The organism is Maricaulis salignorans, assembly GCF_900103475.1.
Classification (GTDB): Bacteria; Pseudomonadota; Alphaproteobacteria; order Caulobacterales; family Maricaulaceae; genus Maricaulis; species Maricaulis salignorans.
The window spans coordinates 37,379-51,270 of sequence record NZ_FNHG01000004.1 but is presented as its reverse complement, the minus strand read 5'-3'; the positions used below and the strand labels follow the sequence as shown (position 1 = coordinate 51,270).

Genomic DNA, 13,892 nt, shown 5'->3' with positions numbered 1-13,892 from the left:
GCGCTTGAAGCTTTGCCGGAAATCGGCCAATCTTTGCCATCGCAGCCGTGGAGGCCCAGATGGCCACAATGAATATCTCGCTCCCTGACGGGATGAAGGACTGGGTCGAGGCGCAGGCCGCGACAGGGCGCTACAGTAATTCCAGCGATTATGTCCGCGACCTGATCCGTCGAGATCAGGACCGGGCTGCGAAGCTGGCGAACATGCAGCATCTCGTCACCGAAGGCCTGACGAGCGGGTTCAGCGACCGCCCGATCGCCGATGTGCTGGCCGAGGCACGCGGGCTCTCAGAGGCGGACTAGCCGATGCGCTATCGGCTGACGCGGGCTGCGGAGGGCGATCTGGTCGGCATTTATCGGGACGGGGCTGCTCGGTTTGGCGTGGCACAATCTGAGGCCTATTTCGCGGCTCTCATCGTGAGCTTTGAGAGGCTCGCCGCCAATCCGCGGCTCGCGCGGTTGCGAATGGAGATCGATCCACCGGTGCGGATACACCCGTGCGGCTCGCATATCGTGATCTATCGGGACGCGGCCTTGGACCGGATTGAAATCCTGCGTATCCGCCATGGGCGCGAGGATTGGGATGAGGCGGGGCGGTAGCGCGCCTCACATCCTCGCCAGCGCTTCAAACACTGACGCATATTTGCGGTGTATGTCCTCCATCAACGCCCTGACCTCCGGTCTCACGCCGGCTTGCTGGCGTCGCCTGACCTGATCCTCGACGGCTTCGGAAAAAACATCGGCGATGCTGCGGCCTTCGGTCCCCGCCCGCTCGCGGATTGCGGCGAGGTCGTCGGGGCTGAAGCGGGCGCCGAACAGCGAGGCGGCGGGGAGCATGGCTGTCTCCGGTCGATGGGGTTGACGAGCACAATGTACCATAATCGCCTCAAGCTGTGGAGCCCGGCATCGTCACCGGTTCCTCCGGCTGCGCTCCCTCCTCTTCCATCAAGGAAGAGGAGGGAGCGCAGCCTGGGCGTCGCGGAAAATGCGCGCACGCCCCCCGCCACCGCATCGCGCTATGTGCAGCGCGTCTCCCATCGTCTAGAAGCGGGCCACTCAATCGCCGCGATGAAAGCCGCCCGCCATGATCCCGAAGACAAATCCGCGTATTTTGCTCACCAATGATGATGGCGTGCACGCGCGCGGCCTCAAGGTGCTCGAGGCGATTGCGCGCGAATTGTCGAATGATGTCTGGATCGTGGCGCCGGCGCTGGAACAATCGGGGGCAGGGCGCTCGCTGTCGCTGCATGCGCCGCTGCGCATCCGCCAGTTTGACGAGAAGCGTTTCTCCGTGTCCGGCACGCCGACCGATGCGGTGCTGATCGGGGTGCAGGATCTGGTCAAGGGCAAGAAGCCCGATATCATCCTGTCCGGCGTCAATCGCGGCCAGAATATCGCTGAGGACGTCACGTTTTCCGGCACGGTCGCCGGCGCCATGCAGGGCATGCAGCTGGGCATTCCCTCGGTGGCCCTGTCGCAGGCCTATGGCTTCAAGAAAGATGATCCGATCGAGTGGGACACCGCGCAGACTTTCGGCGCGCCGATCCTGCGCCGGCTGTTCGATCTGAAATGGCCGGAAGACGTGCTGATCAATATCAATTTCCCCGATGCCAAGGTCGAGGATGTGACCGAGGTCGAGGTCACCCGCCAGGGCCGGCGCGACCAGCATATCCTGCACGGGGAACGCCGCGTCGATCCGCGCGGCGAGGATTATTACTGGCTCGCCTTCAAGGGCCTCTTGTCCAACCCGCCTGAAGGCGTTGATCTGCGCGCCATCTATGAGGGCAAGATCTCGGTGACGCCGCTGCATATGGATCTCACCCATGGCGAGACCCTGGGCAAGCTCAAGCGCATGCTGGGCGGCGTCCCGCCGCGGAGCTGAAACCCATGGCCGACGCGATGAAAATGCCAGACCCGCGCATGATCCAGCTGGTGATGTCGCTGCGCGGCGGCGGCGTGACCGATGCGCGTGTCATGGCCGCAATCGAGCGTACACCGCGCGATCTCTTCGTGCCGGAGCGTTTCAGCGACCAGGCCTTTGATGACCGCGCCCTGCCGATCGATTGTGGCCAGACGATTTCCCAGCCGCTGATCGTGGCCCTGATGACCCAGGCGCTCAAACTCGATGATCGCTGCAAGGTGCTCGAGATCGGCACCGGATCGGGCTATCAGGCCGCTGTCCTGTCGCGTCTGGCGCGGCGGGTCTATTCGGTCGAGCGCTATCGCACCCTGTCGAAGGAAGCCGAGGCGCGATTTGAGCAGATGCGGCTGACCAATATCACCACCCGCGTTGGCGATGGCACGCTGGGCTGGCCGGAACAGGCGCCGTTTGATCGCATCATCCTGACGGCCTCGGCGCCGGTCCGCCCCGACGCGATCCTCGCCCAGCTCAAGGATGGCGGCATCGCCATCGCGCCGGTTGATCGCGGCACGAAACAGGTCCTGGTGCGCTATCAGCGCGAGGGCGATGAGCTGACGACCAGCGACATCATGGATGTGCGCTTCGTTCCGCTGGTGAAGGGCGAGGCGAAATCGCTTTAGGGGCAGTCTTGCGCACCGTCTGAACGCCGGCCCCTGTCCCCTTCGCGATCTTTCGCATTTTCCCGTGCATGGCTAACCGCCGGTTAAGTCTTCTCTGGCTTGATATCGCCGGAACGAATAGCCGGAGGTCCGTGTCGGGACGATGCGCTGGAGTGTTTTGATCTGCGTTATGGCGGCCCTGGGTGCAGGGCTGGCGGGGTGTTCATCCACGCCGCGCGAGCCTGCGCGTGTCGATTATCGTTCCGGTTCAGCCTATTCGGCCAGCCCGCAACCAGTCTCGCGCGCCTGCGTCGATGGCGGCTATACGGTTCGCTCCGGCGACACGCTCTCGGAAATTGCCGAACGCTGCAATGTCGCCATGGCCTCGCTGGCCAGCGCCAATAGTCTCAGCCGGCCCTATACGCTGCGTCCGGGGCAGACCCTGACAATGCCGCGCCCGCCGGTGCATGTCGTGCAGCGTGGCGAGAATCTGTACCGGATCGGTCTTCGCTACGACATTCCCTTCCAGCGTCTGGCCAGCCATAACGGCATTCCTGCGCCCTATGAGCTGGAAGTCGGGCAATCCATCCAGCTGCCTTCGGGCACCACCCTTGCCACCGCTGCGACTAGCGCCCCGGCCCGGTCGACGCGTCCGCCGGCGCGGACCCAGACGCCGCCGCCGCAATCGACATTGCCGGCGACGCAACAGGTCGCCAATTCCTCTGTCAGCTTCGACTGGCCGATCCGCGGTTCAATCCTGTCGGAATTTGGCCGCAAGCCTGATGGCAGCCGCAATGACGGTATCAATATCGAGGCCCGTACGGGGGCCGAGGTGCGCGCCGCGGCGCCCGGCCAGGTCGTCTATGCCGGATCGGAACTGGCCGGGTATGGTCAACTCATCCTGTTGCGCCATGAGGGCGGCTTCGTGACCGCCTACGCCCATAACAGCCGGTTGATGGTGCGTGAGGGCGACCAGGTGACGCGCGGTCAGGTGATCGCGGCAGCCGGATCGAGCGGCACGGTCGAGATCGCCCAGGTGCATTTCGAGATCCGCCGCGGCGTCAATCCGGAAGACCCGATGCGCTATTTACGCTGAGTGCAGCATCATTTCCTGCAGTCAGTCTTGTTGCAACGCGCCGTCGCCCCGATATAGTCCGCCCAAACTGAATTATGCCTGCCCCGTATCCGGCGGCAGGTTGCCGGCAAGCGGAGCCCAGCATGAATCTCCAGACCATTCTCGAATCGCCGATCCCGATGCTCGTCCTGATGGGACTTGTCTTCTACTTCCTGCTGTTCCGTCCGCAACAACAGCGTGCCAAGGCACATCGTGAGATGATTGAAGCCCTGAAGCGCGGCGATGTTGTCGTCACCCAGGGCGGCCTGGTCGGCAAAGTGGTCAAGGTCGAAGAAACCGAAGCGGTCATCGAACTGTCCAAGGGCGTCGAAGTTCGCCTGATCAAGCACACCATCGCCGACGTCCGTAACCGGACCGAGCCGAAGCCGGCCAATGATGCGGCCAATACCTGAACGCTCCTGCTGAACAAGGTTCGCCGTCATGCTGCAATTCGGGCGCTGGAAGCTAATTTCCATCTTTGCCATTATTATCCTGGGCGTGCTGTACACGCTTCCGAACCTGGTTCCGGAAGCTGATCGCTACAGCATTAACGAGATCGACAATTCGCGCGAACCGCGTGGTATCTGGCGCTGGATTCCCAGCAGTACCGTCAATCTCGGCCTCGATTTGCAGGGCGGTTCCCACATCGTCTTCGAAGTGAATATGGCCGAGGTGCGCGCCGGTCAGCTGGAGACCCTGGCCGCTGATGCGCGTCAGACCCTGCGCGGCGAGACGCCGCCTCTGCTGGCTCGCAGTGTTGCCGTGATCGGCGAAGAAGTCGTGGTCCTGATGGCGCGTCCCGAGGATCGCGATGCCGCGTTCGAGCGCCTCTCCGATCTGTCACAGCCTGTCACAACCGCGCTGGGCCAGCCGGGCCTGGCCCAGACGCTGACCGTTCGCCGTGATCCCAGTGACGCCAATGCGATCCGCATCGCGGTGACGCCGGAGCAGTTGCTGGCAATCCGCAACCGCACCGTGACCCAGTCGATCGAAGTGATCCGGCGCCGGCTCGACGGGCTTGGCACCACCGATCCGACGATTGCCCGCCAGGGCGATACCCGGGTCCTGGTCCAGGTTCCTGGCGCCAGCGATCCCGATGCCATCATCGCCATTGTCGGCGCCCAGGCGAGCATGAGCTTCCATCTCGTCGACGAGACCATCAATCCGGGCCCCAATGGCCAGGCGCGCGTGCCGCCCGGCCGCACCATCTATCCGATGACCGACACCAATCCGGTGCAGTATCTCGCCGTCGAAACCGCCTCGCGGCTGACCGGCGAAAATCTCACCCAGGCCAATGTCACGACCCACCCCAATTATGTGGGTCCGGTGGTCGGCTTCCGCTTTGATACCCAGGGCGCCCTCGTCTTTGGCGATATGACGCGGTCCAATCGCGGCAAGCGTTTTGCCATTTTGCTCGATGGCGAGATCATCACCGCCCCGACCATTAATGAGCCTATCCTGTCCGGTTCCGGCGTCATCGGTGGCAGCTATAATTACGAGACCGCGCAACAACTCGTCGTCCTGCTCAATGCCGGTGCGCTGCCGGCCTCGCTGACGCCGGTCGAACAACGCACCGTGCTCGCCAGCCTTGGCCAGGACCAGATCCAGAGCGGCCAGACGGCGGTGATGATCGGCTTCCTCGCCGTCATCATCTTCATGATTGCCGCCTATGGCGTGTTTGGCGTCTTCGCGACCCTGGCCCTGCTGGTCAATGTCATCCTGATCATGGGCGGTCTGTCGGGCATCGGCGCGACGCTGACCCTGCCAGGTATTGCCGGGATCATCCTGACGATCGGTATGGCGGTCGATGCCAATGTGCTGATCTATGAGCGTATCCGCGAAGAGAGCAAGCTCGGGCGAACGCCGGCGAATGCGCTGCAGGCCGGCTATGAGCGCGCTTTCTCGGCCATTTTCGACGCCAATATCACCACATTCATCGCCGCTGCCGTGCTCTATCTGCTCGGCGCCGGTCCGGTGCGCGGCTTCGCGATTACCCTGGGCATTGGTATCATCACCTCGGTGTTCACCGCCTTTGTCTTCTCCCGCCTGCTGGCGGTCATCTGGTTGCGGGCCCTGAAGCCCAAGACCATGCCGTTGTAGGAGAGGTATTCCCATGTCACTCGCTCTGATCAGATTTCTGCCGACTACCGGCAATGTCCCCTTCATCCAGATCCGCAAGTGGGCGATCGCGTTTTCGCTCTTCCTTGTGGTGGGTTCGCTGTTCGAATTCGCCAATGTCGGGATCAATTTCGGGATCGATTTCCGTGGCGGTATCCAGACCGAGGTTCGCACGGAAGGCCCGGCCGATGTCGAGGCGATGCGGACCGTCGTTGGCGAGCTCGAGCTGGGTGACCCCCGCATCCAGCAGACCGGCGATCCGCGTGAAGTGCTGATCTCCCTGCCGCTGCAGCCGGGTGAAGGTCTGGAGGGCGAGGAAGCCCAGCAGGACGCACGGCGCGCACTGGAGGCGACCCTCGAGACGAATTTCCCCGGCATCGAGCTGCGCGGCACGGATGTGATTGGCGGCGCGGTTTCCGGCGAGCTGGTGGTGAAGGGCGTCATGGCGATCACGCTCGCCCTCTTCCTGATGCTGATTTATATCTGGTTCCAGTTCGAGTGGCAGTTCTCGGTCGGCGCCATCCTGGCCCTGACCCATGACGTTATCGCCACCGTCGGCATGTTCTCGGTCACCCAGATGACCTTCGACCTCGCGACGGTCGCGGCGATCCTGACAATTGTCGGCTATTCGATGAATGATACCGTGATCGTGTATGACCGAATCCGGGAAAACTTGCGCAAGTACAAGAAGATGCCTTTGGGCGAACTGCTCAATATGTCGATCAACGAGACCTTGTCGCGCACAATTCTGACCTCGTCGACGACGCTGGTGGCGCTGATCTCGCTCTATATGATCGGTGGCGAAGCCCTGAAGAGCTTCTCCTTCGCGATGATCTGGGGCGTGGTGATCGGGACCTATTCCTCGGTCTTCGTCGCCGCACCGCTGCTGCTTCTCATTGGTGTCAAGCGTGAGAGCAGCGAGGACTGAGCCATACCCGAGCCGATTACCGGGCTATCGCCAGACGCGAATTGCTGTAAATTCCCCAACAGAGACAATCTGTCCTGTCCTGGGGAGGAACATTATGCCTGCAATTCTGAGCAATCTGCGAACGACCGTTCATGTGTCGTTGCTGCTGACGATCATCTATATCGGCGCCTATATTTTCAGCGGTGCTATCCCGGTCAATGACGCGCTATGGATGGGCGTTGCCCGCTGGACCCATGTCGTGTCGGGCATCATGTGGATCGGGCTGTTGTGGTATTTCAATTTCGTCCAGATCCCGAACATGCCGAATATTCCCGATGAGCAGAAGCCGGCGATCGGCAAGGTCATCGCGCCCGCCGCACTGTTCTGGTTCCGTTGGGGCGCCCTGGCGACGGTCGTGACCGGTCTCGCGGTGGCGGGTCTGCGCGGCTATACCGTTGAGGTGTTGAGCTTCGGCCTGGCGGCGGAAAACTATACGCCGCAGTACAGCTTCATTGGGATCGGCATGTGGATGGCCATCATCATGGCCTATAATGTCTGGTTCATTATCTGGCCGAACCAGAAGATCGCGCTCGGCCTGGTCGAGGCCGATGTCGAAGCCAAGCCGAAGGCAGCGCGCACGGCGATGCTGTTCTCGCGCACCAATACGCTGCTCTCATTTCCAATGCTGGTCGCCATGGCGATGGCACAGACCGTGTTTGGCTAGCGCCAATCCGGCATGCTGAAATGCGAAAGGCCCGCCGGTCATGCCGGCGGGCCCTTTTGTCTGTGATGGCCGAGCCGGTTATTCGGGCTGGGGCAGGGTGTCGTAGACCGCAGAGCGCCACCAGGTGCGGGTGCGGCCTCCGGGCATGTTTTCGGTCGGAAACTCCTGGGTCATGATGATCGCCACCAGGCCAGTCGAGGGGCTGACGAAGAATTCCGTATCATAGAGCCCGCCCCAGCTGTAATCGCCGGGAATGCCCAGGGGTGGCGTCTCATCGGTGCCCGGCAGCACGATGCCGAAACCATAGCCATAGCCCAGCCCGGCCATATACGCGGGCAGTCGCGTGGTCTCGATCTGATTGGTGGTCATGGCCGCAAGGGTTTCCGGTTGCACGATGGTGACATCGCCCAGACGGCCCCGGCCAGCCAGCATGCTGGCGAAACGCGCATAATCACTCGCCGTCGAGATCAGCCCGCCGCCGCCCGATGCCCAGCTGGGCACATATTCCAGGTTCGCCTCGGAGAAGGCCGGCTGGATCCGGCCGTCAGCGTCGTGGACATAGAGCGTTGCGGCTGCGGCGCGCTGTTCGTCGGTGACGAAGAAGCTGGTGTCATGCATGCCGAGCGGCTCGAAAATGCGGGTGCGCAGGAAGTCCTCGAAAGGCAAGCCCGAAGCGACTTCAACCACACGGCCGAGAATGTCGTTGGAATAGGAATAGATCCAGTGGGCGCCCGGCTGGGCATAGAGGGGCAGGGCAGCCAGTTCGTCGACCTTCTCTGCCAGATCGCCCGTGCCCTGATACAGCGTGTGCTCGATGTATTCATGGCCCAGCGCTGTATCATTGTCGAAGATATAGCCGACACCGCCGCTATGGGTCAGCAAATGGTGGATGGTGATCGGTCTGGCCAGCGGCTCGGTGGGGAAATTGCCATCGGCATCGGGTTCGAGACTTGTCGCCACCCGGGTGTCGGCGAAGGCGGGGATATAATCAGAGACCGGATCGTCCAGGGCGATATCGCCGCTCTCGACCAGCATCATCACGGCAATGGCCGTCACCGGCTTGGTCATGGAGGCCAGGCGCACCCGTGTGTCGGCCAGCATGGGCTCGCCGCTGGCGACATCGCGCACCCCGGCGGTGACGATATGGGTCTCGCCATTGCGGATCAGGATGGAGGCATAGCCAGCGCGATCCTGGCGCGCGGCGCGCTCGGCAATCGCTGCCTCATAACGCTCCAGGCCGGCGGTATCGAAATTCGCAACCGCTGCACGGGCGGGCGTGTCGGCGTTGACGGTGGCAAGCTGTACGCCCCGGCTGCACGCCGGTGCCAGCGCCAAAAGCGCTACGGCAGCACTGGCCCAAAGAATACGTCGGAACATGGTTATCCCCCCTCGGGATTTTTCTTATCAATCAACCGAGGGGGAATTTAGGCGGCCATGGCCCGTTTGGCGATAGGTTTACCGCCTTATTTCGCGGCAGCCAGGTTGGCGGCGGCAAAATCCCAGTTCACCAGATCGCTGAGGAAGGTCGCGATATAGTCCGGGCGGCGATTGCGGAAGTCGACATAATAGGCGTGCTCCCACACATCCATCGTCAATAGCGGCGTCACGCCGGCTTCGCTGACCGGGGTCTCGGCATTGGCGGTCTTGCGAATCTCCAGCTTGCCGTCCTTCGCGACCAGCCAGGCCCAGCCGGAGCCGAACTGGGTTGCGCCGGCAGTGGCGAAGGCCGTCTTGAAATCGTCGAACGAGCCGAAATCACGATCGATCAGCTTGGCCAGTTCGCCGGTCGGGGCGCCGCCGCCCTTGGGCGTCATCGACTGCCAGTAGAAGGTGTGGTTCCAGACCTGGGCCGCATTGTTGAAAATGCCGGCCTTGTCAGCCTTGCCAGCGGTCGCCTTGACGACGTCTTCCAGCGACTTGCCGGCCAGCTCATGGCCGTCGAGCTGTTTGTTGAGATTGGTGACATAGGCAGCGTGGTGCTTGCCATGATGGATGTCGAGGGTCTCGGCGGAGATATGCGGTGCGAGGGCATCGCGGGAATAGGGCAGGTCGGGCAGGGTAAAGCTCATGAATATATCTCCATCGATTTCGAGTGTGACAAAACAGGTGCACGGCGTGCGGGCGGATGCGGCGCACGGTGATATGACTGCATATGGGCCTCTACCCGCCAATGTCCACCGGAGGAGCGCATGAGCGCTGAAGATTTATCCCAGCTTTTGCAGCGCGCTGACCCGGACCGGCGCCTGGCAGCGCTGTTCGCACCGGCCGGCGCGCGTGCGCGCCTGTTTGCCCTCTACGCCCTCAATCACGAAATCGCCCGCATCGCCGATGCGACCTCGGAAAGCCTGATCGGCGAGATGAAGCTGACCTGGTGGCATGATGCGATCAGCGACCTCTATGCCGCGACGCCCAAGGTCCGCCGGCATGATGTGACAGAGGCGCTGGCGCCCCTGACAGGCCTGCTGCCGCAGACCGAATTGCTCGATCTGATCGATGCGCGTTTCGAGGATGTCGCTGCCGCACCACATGCCGATCTCGACGCATTGCTCGACTATGTCGACCGCACCTCCGGGCGCCTGATCCGCCTGGGGCTGATCCTGACCGGCGGCGAATTGCCCGAGCCGCAAATCCGTGACGCCGGCCGGGCCTGGGGTCTGACCGGCCTGATGCGCGCCTTCGCCTGGCGCGCCCGCATCGGCCGTGCGCCGGTGGCCGGAGACTATCTCACCGAACTGGGCGGCAGCCCCGCCATGCTCGCGCAGGGGCTGGGCTCCGACAAGGCGAAGGCCGCGATCCAGCCCGTGCGCGCGATCGCCGAGGACGCCGCGCGCGGCTTCGCGGCGGCGGGACCGCTAGCGGTCGAGGCTGTGCCTGCGGTCGGCTATGTCGTGCTGGCCCGGGCCTATCTCAAACGCCTGCCCGACAATCCGTTCGAGGTGCCGGCCGAGCGCTCCCTTTTGGCGCGACAGGCGAGGCTCGGCTGGTTGTCCCTGACCGGGCGTTAGTTCGCGCCGTCGCCGATATGCTCGCCCAGGAAGCGCTCCAGTTCGGTGAGGACCTGCGTGCGCATCTCTGACGACGTCAGCCAGTGATCGGTGCCGGGCATTTCGATATAGTCGAGATCGGCGCGGTTGCGACGCAAGGCATCCCGCATGTCGCGGCTCTGCTCGATCGGAACGACGCTGTCGTCACGGCCATGCATCAAGAGCACCGGAATATGAATCCGGTCAGCATGGTGGACCGGCGAGGCGGCCCGCAGCCGGGCGGCGCGGCGGGCCTCATCGACGCCGTGCATGACTTCATCCCAATAGGCGACGGTCCAGTGCAGATTGCCGTGGCGGTCGCGATCATAGCGGATCAGGCCCTGGAGGTCGGTGACGGGGGCGATGGCAGCGGCGCAGCGATAGAGGTCCGGTGTGAAGCTCGCGCCGGCCAGGGCCGCATAGCCGCCATAGCTTGAGCCGACAATGCAGATCCGGTCCGGATCGGCGATATTGGCCTGGATCAGGGCGAGGGCGCCGTCGCTGACATCATGCTGCATGAGGCCGGTGCCCCACTCGCCATAGCCCGCCACTTCCCACTCCCGGCCATAGCCGTCCGAGCCGCGGAATTCCGGCTGCAGCACGGCATAACCGCGCGAGGCAAGGAAATGCGCCAGATAGTCAAACCCGCCCGTGTCGCGGCTGGCCGGACCGCCATGGGGCAGGATGACGGTCGGGAAGGGGCCGTCACCGTCCGGTGTCGTCAGATAGCCGGGTATCTCGGTTCCGTCGCGCGCCGGATAATGGATGTGCAGACGCGGGCGCAAACCGCCCAGCGCCAGATTGCCATAGGCGCTGCCGATCGCCTGAACATTGCGGCTCGCGACATCATAGAGATAGTAAACGCGCGGCTGGTCCTCGGCCTCGGCCGAGATCACGAAGCGGGAGCGGTCGCGTGACCAGCTCTCGATCCGTACTGACTTGCCGCCAAAGCCGGCGTCGAGCATGGCCTGCCGGGCTGCGAGGTCCTCGTCAAACCAGACATGCTCGTCAAACACATCGCTATAGGCGATGCCGACGACGAGATTGGTGTAGGGGTCGGTGAGGACGGCGCCGATATCGTAATCATCGTCGCGAAACAGCCGCCGCGTGATCGCGCCGGTTTCGAGCGAGACGGCATAGAGCCCGCTCGTTGTCGCCTGGTCCTGGCGATTATAGGTCACCCGGATCGCCAGCGAGCCGTCCTCGACGAGGCCCCAGGCGGAATAGACCGGGCGGTCGGCATCATCTTCTTCCAGGATGGGTGTCCAGCCATCATTGCCGCGCACCATGATGCGCTGGGTATTGCGGGCATTGGAATACTCGACCCGTGCCACGGCTGCGCCATTGCGGTCGATGATCCAGTCGCGGGTAATCGTGCTTCCGCCCGCCTCGACACGGGAGCCGCGCCGGGCCGGGTTGGCCGCGAGCAGGTCGTAATTGCCACCCTCATCCCAGGCCGGGATCAGGACAAAGCCGTCCTCGGCGCTGATTCCCAGAACGCGGCCGAGCCGGAAATTGACGCCCGTGCGGCGGGATCCGCGCAGCAATTGGCGGAATTCGAGGCCGTTCTCGACATCGAAGGCCAGCACGGCAGAGACGTCCAGCACACCGTGAACGCGCCGGGTATTGGTCGCCTCGCTGGCCGAGAGAAGCAGGATCCGGTCATTGGCCCAGAGCATGGTTTCGGGCCTGATCTCGCTGACATTGGCGAGTTGTTCCTCGCCGTTGGCCAGTTCACGCACGATCAGGATACGGCGGCCCTCATAATTGCCCAGGAAAGCGATCCGCTGGCCGTCCGGTGACAGGGTGACCATGTCCATATTGGGCATTTGAGCGAACAGCTCGAGCGCGGGTGGCGCATCGGCGCGTACAGCGTTTCCGCCGCAGGCGAGGATAGCGGCCGCAAGGCCCGTCAAAACTGATCTGAACATGATTTCCCCCAATCTCGCCGGGAGTTCACACGCTTTGATCGGCTATTTCAAGTTGAAATGAGGCGGCTAGCCCAACCATGCCGCCAGGTCATCGAGCGCCCGTGCCGACATCGCTGTCTTGCGCGCCGGCGTCTTGGCCTTGCCGCGAATGCGATTGCCCTCGGCATCCTCGGTCGGCTGGGTAATCGGCGGGAAAAGGCCGAAATTGACATTCATCGGCTGGAAACTGCCCTTGCCGGCGTCGAGATGGCCGCCGGTGACGTGGCGGATCAGGGCGCCCATGGCGGTGGTTTCCGGCGGCGGGGCCAACGTCTTGCCGAGGCGTTCGGCAGCGGCATAGCGTCCGGCGAGCAAGCCCATCGAGGCGCTTTCGACATAGCCTTCAACGCCGATCAGCTGTCCGGCGAAGCGCAGGCGCGGCCGGGATTTCAGGCGCAGCTGGTCATCGAGCAGGCGCGGCGAGTTGAGGAAGGTATTGCGGTGAATGCCGCCGAGGCGGGCAAATTGCGCCTCCTCAAGGCCGGGAATGAGGCGGAAGATTTCGGTCTGGACGCCGTATTTCAGCTTGGTCTGGAAGCCGACCATGTTGAACAATGTGCCCAGCGCATTGTCCTGGCGTAATTGCACGATGGCATAGGCCTTGACGGTGGGATTGTGCGGATTGGTCAGTCCGACCGGTTTCATCGGTCCATGCCGCAGGGTCTCGCGGCCGCGCTCGGCCATCACTTCGATCGGCAGGCAGCCTTCAAAATAGGGCGTGCCTTCCCATTCCTTGAATTCGGTCTTCTCGCCGGCGATCAGCGCGTCGATGAAGGCGTCGTATTGCTCCTTGTCCATCGGACAATTGAGATAGGCGGTCTGGTCGGCGAGGGTTTCGCCCTTGTCATAGCGCGACTGGAACCAGGCCTTGTCCATATTGACGCTGTCGCGATGGATGACCGGTGCGATGGCGTCGAAGAAGGCCAGTTCGTCCTCGCCGGTCTCCTTGAGGATGGCTTCCGACAGGCTTTCCGAGGTCAGCGGACCGGTGGCGATGATGACGCTGTCCCAGTCTTCCGGCGGCAGACCGGTGATCTCCTCGCGCGAGATCGTCACCAGCGGGTGCTCGGTGAGCGTCTTGGTGACGGCGGCGGAGAAGGCGTCGCGATCAACGGCGAGGGCGCCGCCGGCCGGCAGGCGGTGATTATCGCCCTCGGCCAGGATGATCGAATTGCAGCGCCGCATTTCCTCGTGCAACAGCCCGACCGCATTGGTCTTGGCGTCGTCGGAGCGGAAAGAGTTGGAACAGACCAGCTCGGCCAGCCCGTCGGTCTTGTGGGCCTCGGTCTCCTTCACGCCGCGCATCTCGTGCAGGATGACGGGCACGCCTTGCGAGACGAGTTGCCAGGCCGCTTCGGAGCCGGCCATGCCGCCGCCGATGATGTGAACAGGTTTGTGAGCGTTATGGGTCATGCGCGGCATATCGAGCGGGGGCGGGTGCAAGTCAAGCGGCGCGGGGCAGTGGGGCGTTGACATGTGCGCGCTGCGCGGCGAATGATCGCGTCCTGGGGGAGTGG

Annotated in this window: 15 protein-coding genes; 10 read left to right on the top strand and 5 right to left on the bottom strand. The window is 63.3% G+C overall.

Annotated elements, in window-relative coordinates; genetic code table 11:
• Positions 1–59 precede the first annotated feature (59 nt).
• Entirely contained in the window at positions 60–302 is a 243-nt protein-coding gene (locus BLT42_RS04910) for a type II toxin-antitoxin system ParD family antitoxin (protein WP_091768140.1), read from the top strand.
• Between the two features lie 3 nt (positions 303–305).
• Positions 306–599 carry a type II toxin-antitoxin system RelE/ParE family toxin gene (locus tag BLT42_RS04905; RefSeq protein WP_091767702.1) on the top strand — a complete coding sequence of 98 codons (294 nt, stop codon included), beginning with the start codon at positions 306–308 and terminating at the stop codon, positions 597–599.
• A 6-nt stretch (positions 600–605) separates the two neighbouring features.
• Here BLT42_RS04905 and BLT42_RS04900 read toward each other — a convergent pair whose 3' ends face one another.
• The gene (locus BLT42_RS04900; RefSeq protein ID WP_091767699.1) at positions 606–836 is read right to left on the bottom strand and encodes a hypothetical protein; all 231 of its coding nucleotides are present in this window, start codon (positions 834–836) and stop codon (positions 606–608) included.
• Between the two features lie 247 nt (positions 837–1,083).
• On the opposite strand from BLT42_RS04900, the gene surE reads away from it, so the two are divergent.
• The 7 genes from surE to BLT42_RS04865 all read left to right on the top strand — a co-directional run bounded on the left by surE (position 1,084) and on the right by BLT42_RS04865 (position 7,382).
• Positions 1,084–1,881, top strand: coding sequence for a 5'/3'-nucleotidase SurE (gene surE / locus BLT42_RS04895; RefSeq protein ID WP_091767696.1), 798 nt, complete (start codon positions 1,084–1,086; stop codon positions 1,879–1,881).
• Between the two features lie 17 nt (positions 1,882–1,898).
• Positions 1,899–2,540: a protein-L-isoaspartate(D-aspartate) O-methyltransferase gene (locus tag BLT42_RS04890; RefSeq protein ID WP_091768137.1), complete on the top strand. Its 642-nt coding sequence runs from the start codon at positions 1,899–1,901 to the stop codon at positions 2,538–2,540.
• 169 nt (positions 2,541–2,709) lie between these two features.
• On the top strand, positions 2,710–3,615 hold the full coding sequence (locus tag BLT42_RS04885; protein WP_176780258.1) for a M23 family metallopeptidase: 906 nt from the start codon (positions 2,710–2,712) through the stop codon (positions 3,613–3,615).
• A gap of 122 nt (positions 3,616–3,737) precedes the next feature.
• A complete protein-coding gene (gene yajC, locus BLT42_RS04880) occupies positions 3,738–4,046 on the top strand; it encodes a preprotein translocase subunit YajC (protein WP_233342324.1) in 309 nt (102 codons plus the stop codon).
• Positions 4,047–4,074: 28 nt separating this feature from the next.
• On the top strand, positions 4,075–5,733 hold the full coding sequence (gene secD, locus BLT42_RS04875; RefSeq protein ID WP_091767687.1) for a protein translocase subunit SecD: 1,659 nt from the start codon (positions 4,075–4,077) through the stop codon (positions 5,731–5,733).
• A gap of 13 nt (positions 5,734–5,746) precedes the next feature.
• Positions 5,747–6,679 carry a protein translocase subunit SecF gene (gene secF, locus BLT42_RS04870; RefSeq protein ID WP_091767684.1) on the top strand — a complete coding sequence of 311 codons (933 nt, stop codon included), beginning with the start codon at positions 5,747–5,749 and terminating at the stop codon, positions 6,677–6,679.
• 94 nt (positions 6,680–6,773) lie between these two features.
• The gene (locus BLT42_RS04865; protein ID WP_091767681.1) at positions 6,774–7,382 is read left to right on the top strand and encodes a urate hydroxylase PuuD; all 609 of its coding nucleotides are present in this window, start codon (positions 6,774–6,776) and stop codon (positions 7,380–7,382) included.
• Between the two features lie 78 nt (positions 7,383–7,460).
• Here the strand turns inward: BLT42_RS04865 and BLT42_RS04860 are convergent, their stop codons facing one another.
• Together BLT42_RS04860 and BLT42_RS04855 are read right to left on the bottom strand one after the other, a co-directional pair.
• Positions 7,461–8,759 carry a serine hydrolase domain-containing protein gene (locus BLT42_RS04860; protein ID WP_091767678.1) on the bottom strand — a complete coding sequence of 433 codons (1,299 nt, stop codon included), beginning with the start codon at positions 8,757–8,759 and terminating at the stop codon, positions 7,461–7,463.
• A gap of 86 nt (positions 8,760–8,845) precedes the next feature.
• On the bottom strand, positions 8,846–9,451 hold the full coding sequence (locus BLT42_RS04855; protein ID WP_091767675.1) for a superoxide dismutase: 606 nt from the start codon (positions 9,449–9,451) through the stop codon (positions 8,846–8,848).
• Between the two features lie 120 nt (positions 9,452–9,571).
• On the opposite strand from BLT42_RS04855, the gene BLT42_RS04850 reads away from it, so the two are divergent.
• On the top strand, positions 9,572–10,387 hold the full coding sequence (locus BLT42_RS04850) for a squalene/phytoene synthase family protein (RefSeq protein WP_091767673.1): 816 nt from the start codon (positions 9,572–9,574) through the stop codon (positions 10,385–10,387).
• On the opposite strand, the gene BLT42_RS04845 is transcribed toward BLT42_RS04850, so the two are convergent.
• Together BLT42_RS04845 and trmFO are read right to left on the bottom strand one after the other, a co-directional pair.
• Positions 10,384–12,336 (bottom strand): alpha/beta hydrolase family protein, encoded by a 1,953-nt coding sequence (locus tag BLT42_RS04845; protein WP_091767670.1) that lies wholly within the window; start codon positions 12,334–12,336, stop codon positions 10,384–10,386. The two genes, BLT42_RS04850 and BLT42_RS04845, sit on opposite strands and share 4 nt — an antisense overlap.
• Positions 12,337–12,402: 66 nt before the next feature.
• Complete coding sequence (trmFO, locus tag BLT42_RS04840) at positions 12,403–13,797, bottom strand: methylenetetrahydrofolate--tRNA-(uracil(54)-C(5))-methyltransferase (FADH(2)-oxidizing) TrmFO (protein WP_091767667.1); 1,395 nt, start codon at positions 13,795–13,797, stop codon at positions 12,403–12,405.
• Positions 13,798–13,892 lie beyond the last annotated feature (95 nt).

Bases quoted from the DNA above. Each gene is read 5' to 3' on its own strand.
- secF (WP_091767684.1), top strand. From the start codon at position 5,747: ATGTCACTCGCTCTGATCAGATTTCTGCCGACTACCGGCAATGTCCCC.
- BLT42_RS04885 (WP_176780258.1), top strand. From the start codon at position 2,710: ATGGCGGCCCTGGGTGCAGGGCTGGCGGGGTGTTCATCCACGCCGCGC.
- surE (WP_091767696.1), top strand. From the start codon at position 1,084: ATGATCCCGAAGACAAATCCGCGTATTTTGCTCACCAATGATGATGGC.
- BLT42_RS04905 (WP_091767702.1), top strand. From the start codon at position 306: ATGCGCTATCGGCTGACGCGGGCTGCGGAGGGCGATCTGGTCGGCATT.
- BLT42_RS04860 (WP_091767678.1), bottom strand. From the start codon at position 8,759: ATGTTCCGACGTATTCTTTGGGCCAGTGCTGCCGTAGCGCTTTTGGCG.
- BLT42_RS04845 (WP_091767670.1), bottom strand. From the start codon at position 12,336: ATGTTCAGATCAGTTTTGACGGGCCTTGCGGCCGCTATCCTCGCCTGC.
- BLT42_RS04900 (WP_091767699.1), bottom strand. From the start codon at position 836: ATGCTCCCCGCCGCCTCGCTGTTCGGCGCCCGCTTCAGCCCCGACGAC.
- BLT42_RS04855 (WP_091767675.1), bottom strand. From the start codon at position 9,451: ATGAGCTTTACCCTGCCCGACCTGCCCTATTCCCGCGATGCCCTCGCA.
- trmFO (WP_091767667.1), bottom strand. From the start codon at position 13,797: ATGCCGCGCATGACCCATAACGCTCACAAACCTGTTCACATCATCGGC.
- BLT42_RS04910 (WP_091768140.1), top strand. From the start codon at position 60: ATGGCCACAATGAATATCTCGCTCCCTGACGGGATGAAGGACTGGGTC.
- BLT42_RS04850 (WP_091767673.1), top strand. From the start codon at position 9,572: ATGAGCGCTGAAGATTTATCCCAGCTTTTGCAGCGCGCTGACCCGGAC.
- BLT42_RS04890 (WP_091768137.1), top strand. From the start codon at position 1,899: ATGAAAATGCCAGACCCGCGCATGATCCAGCTGGTGATGTCGCTGCGC.
- BLT42_RS04865 (WP_091767681.1), top strand. From the start codon at position 6,774: ATGCCTGCAATTCTGAGCAATCTGCGAACGACCGTTCATGTGTCGTTG.
- secD (WP_091767687.1), top strand. From the start codon at position 4,075: ATGCTGCAATTCGGGCGCTGGAAGCTAATTTCCATCTTTGCCATTATT.
- yajC (WP_233342324.1), top strand. From the start codon at position 3,738: ATGAATCTCCAGACCATTCTCGAATCGCCGATCCCGATGCTCGTCCTG.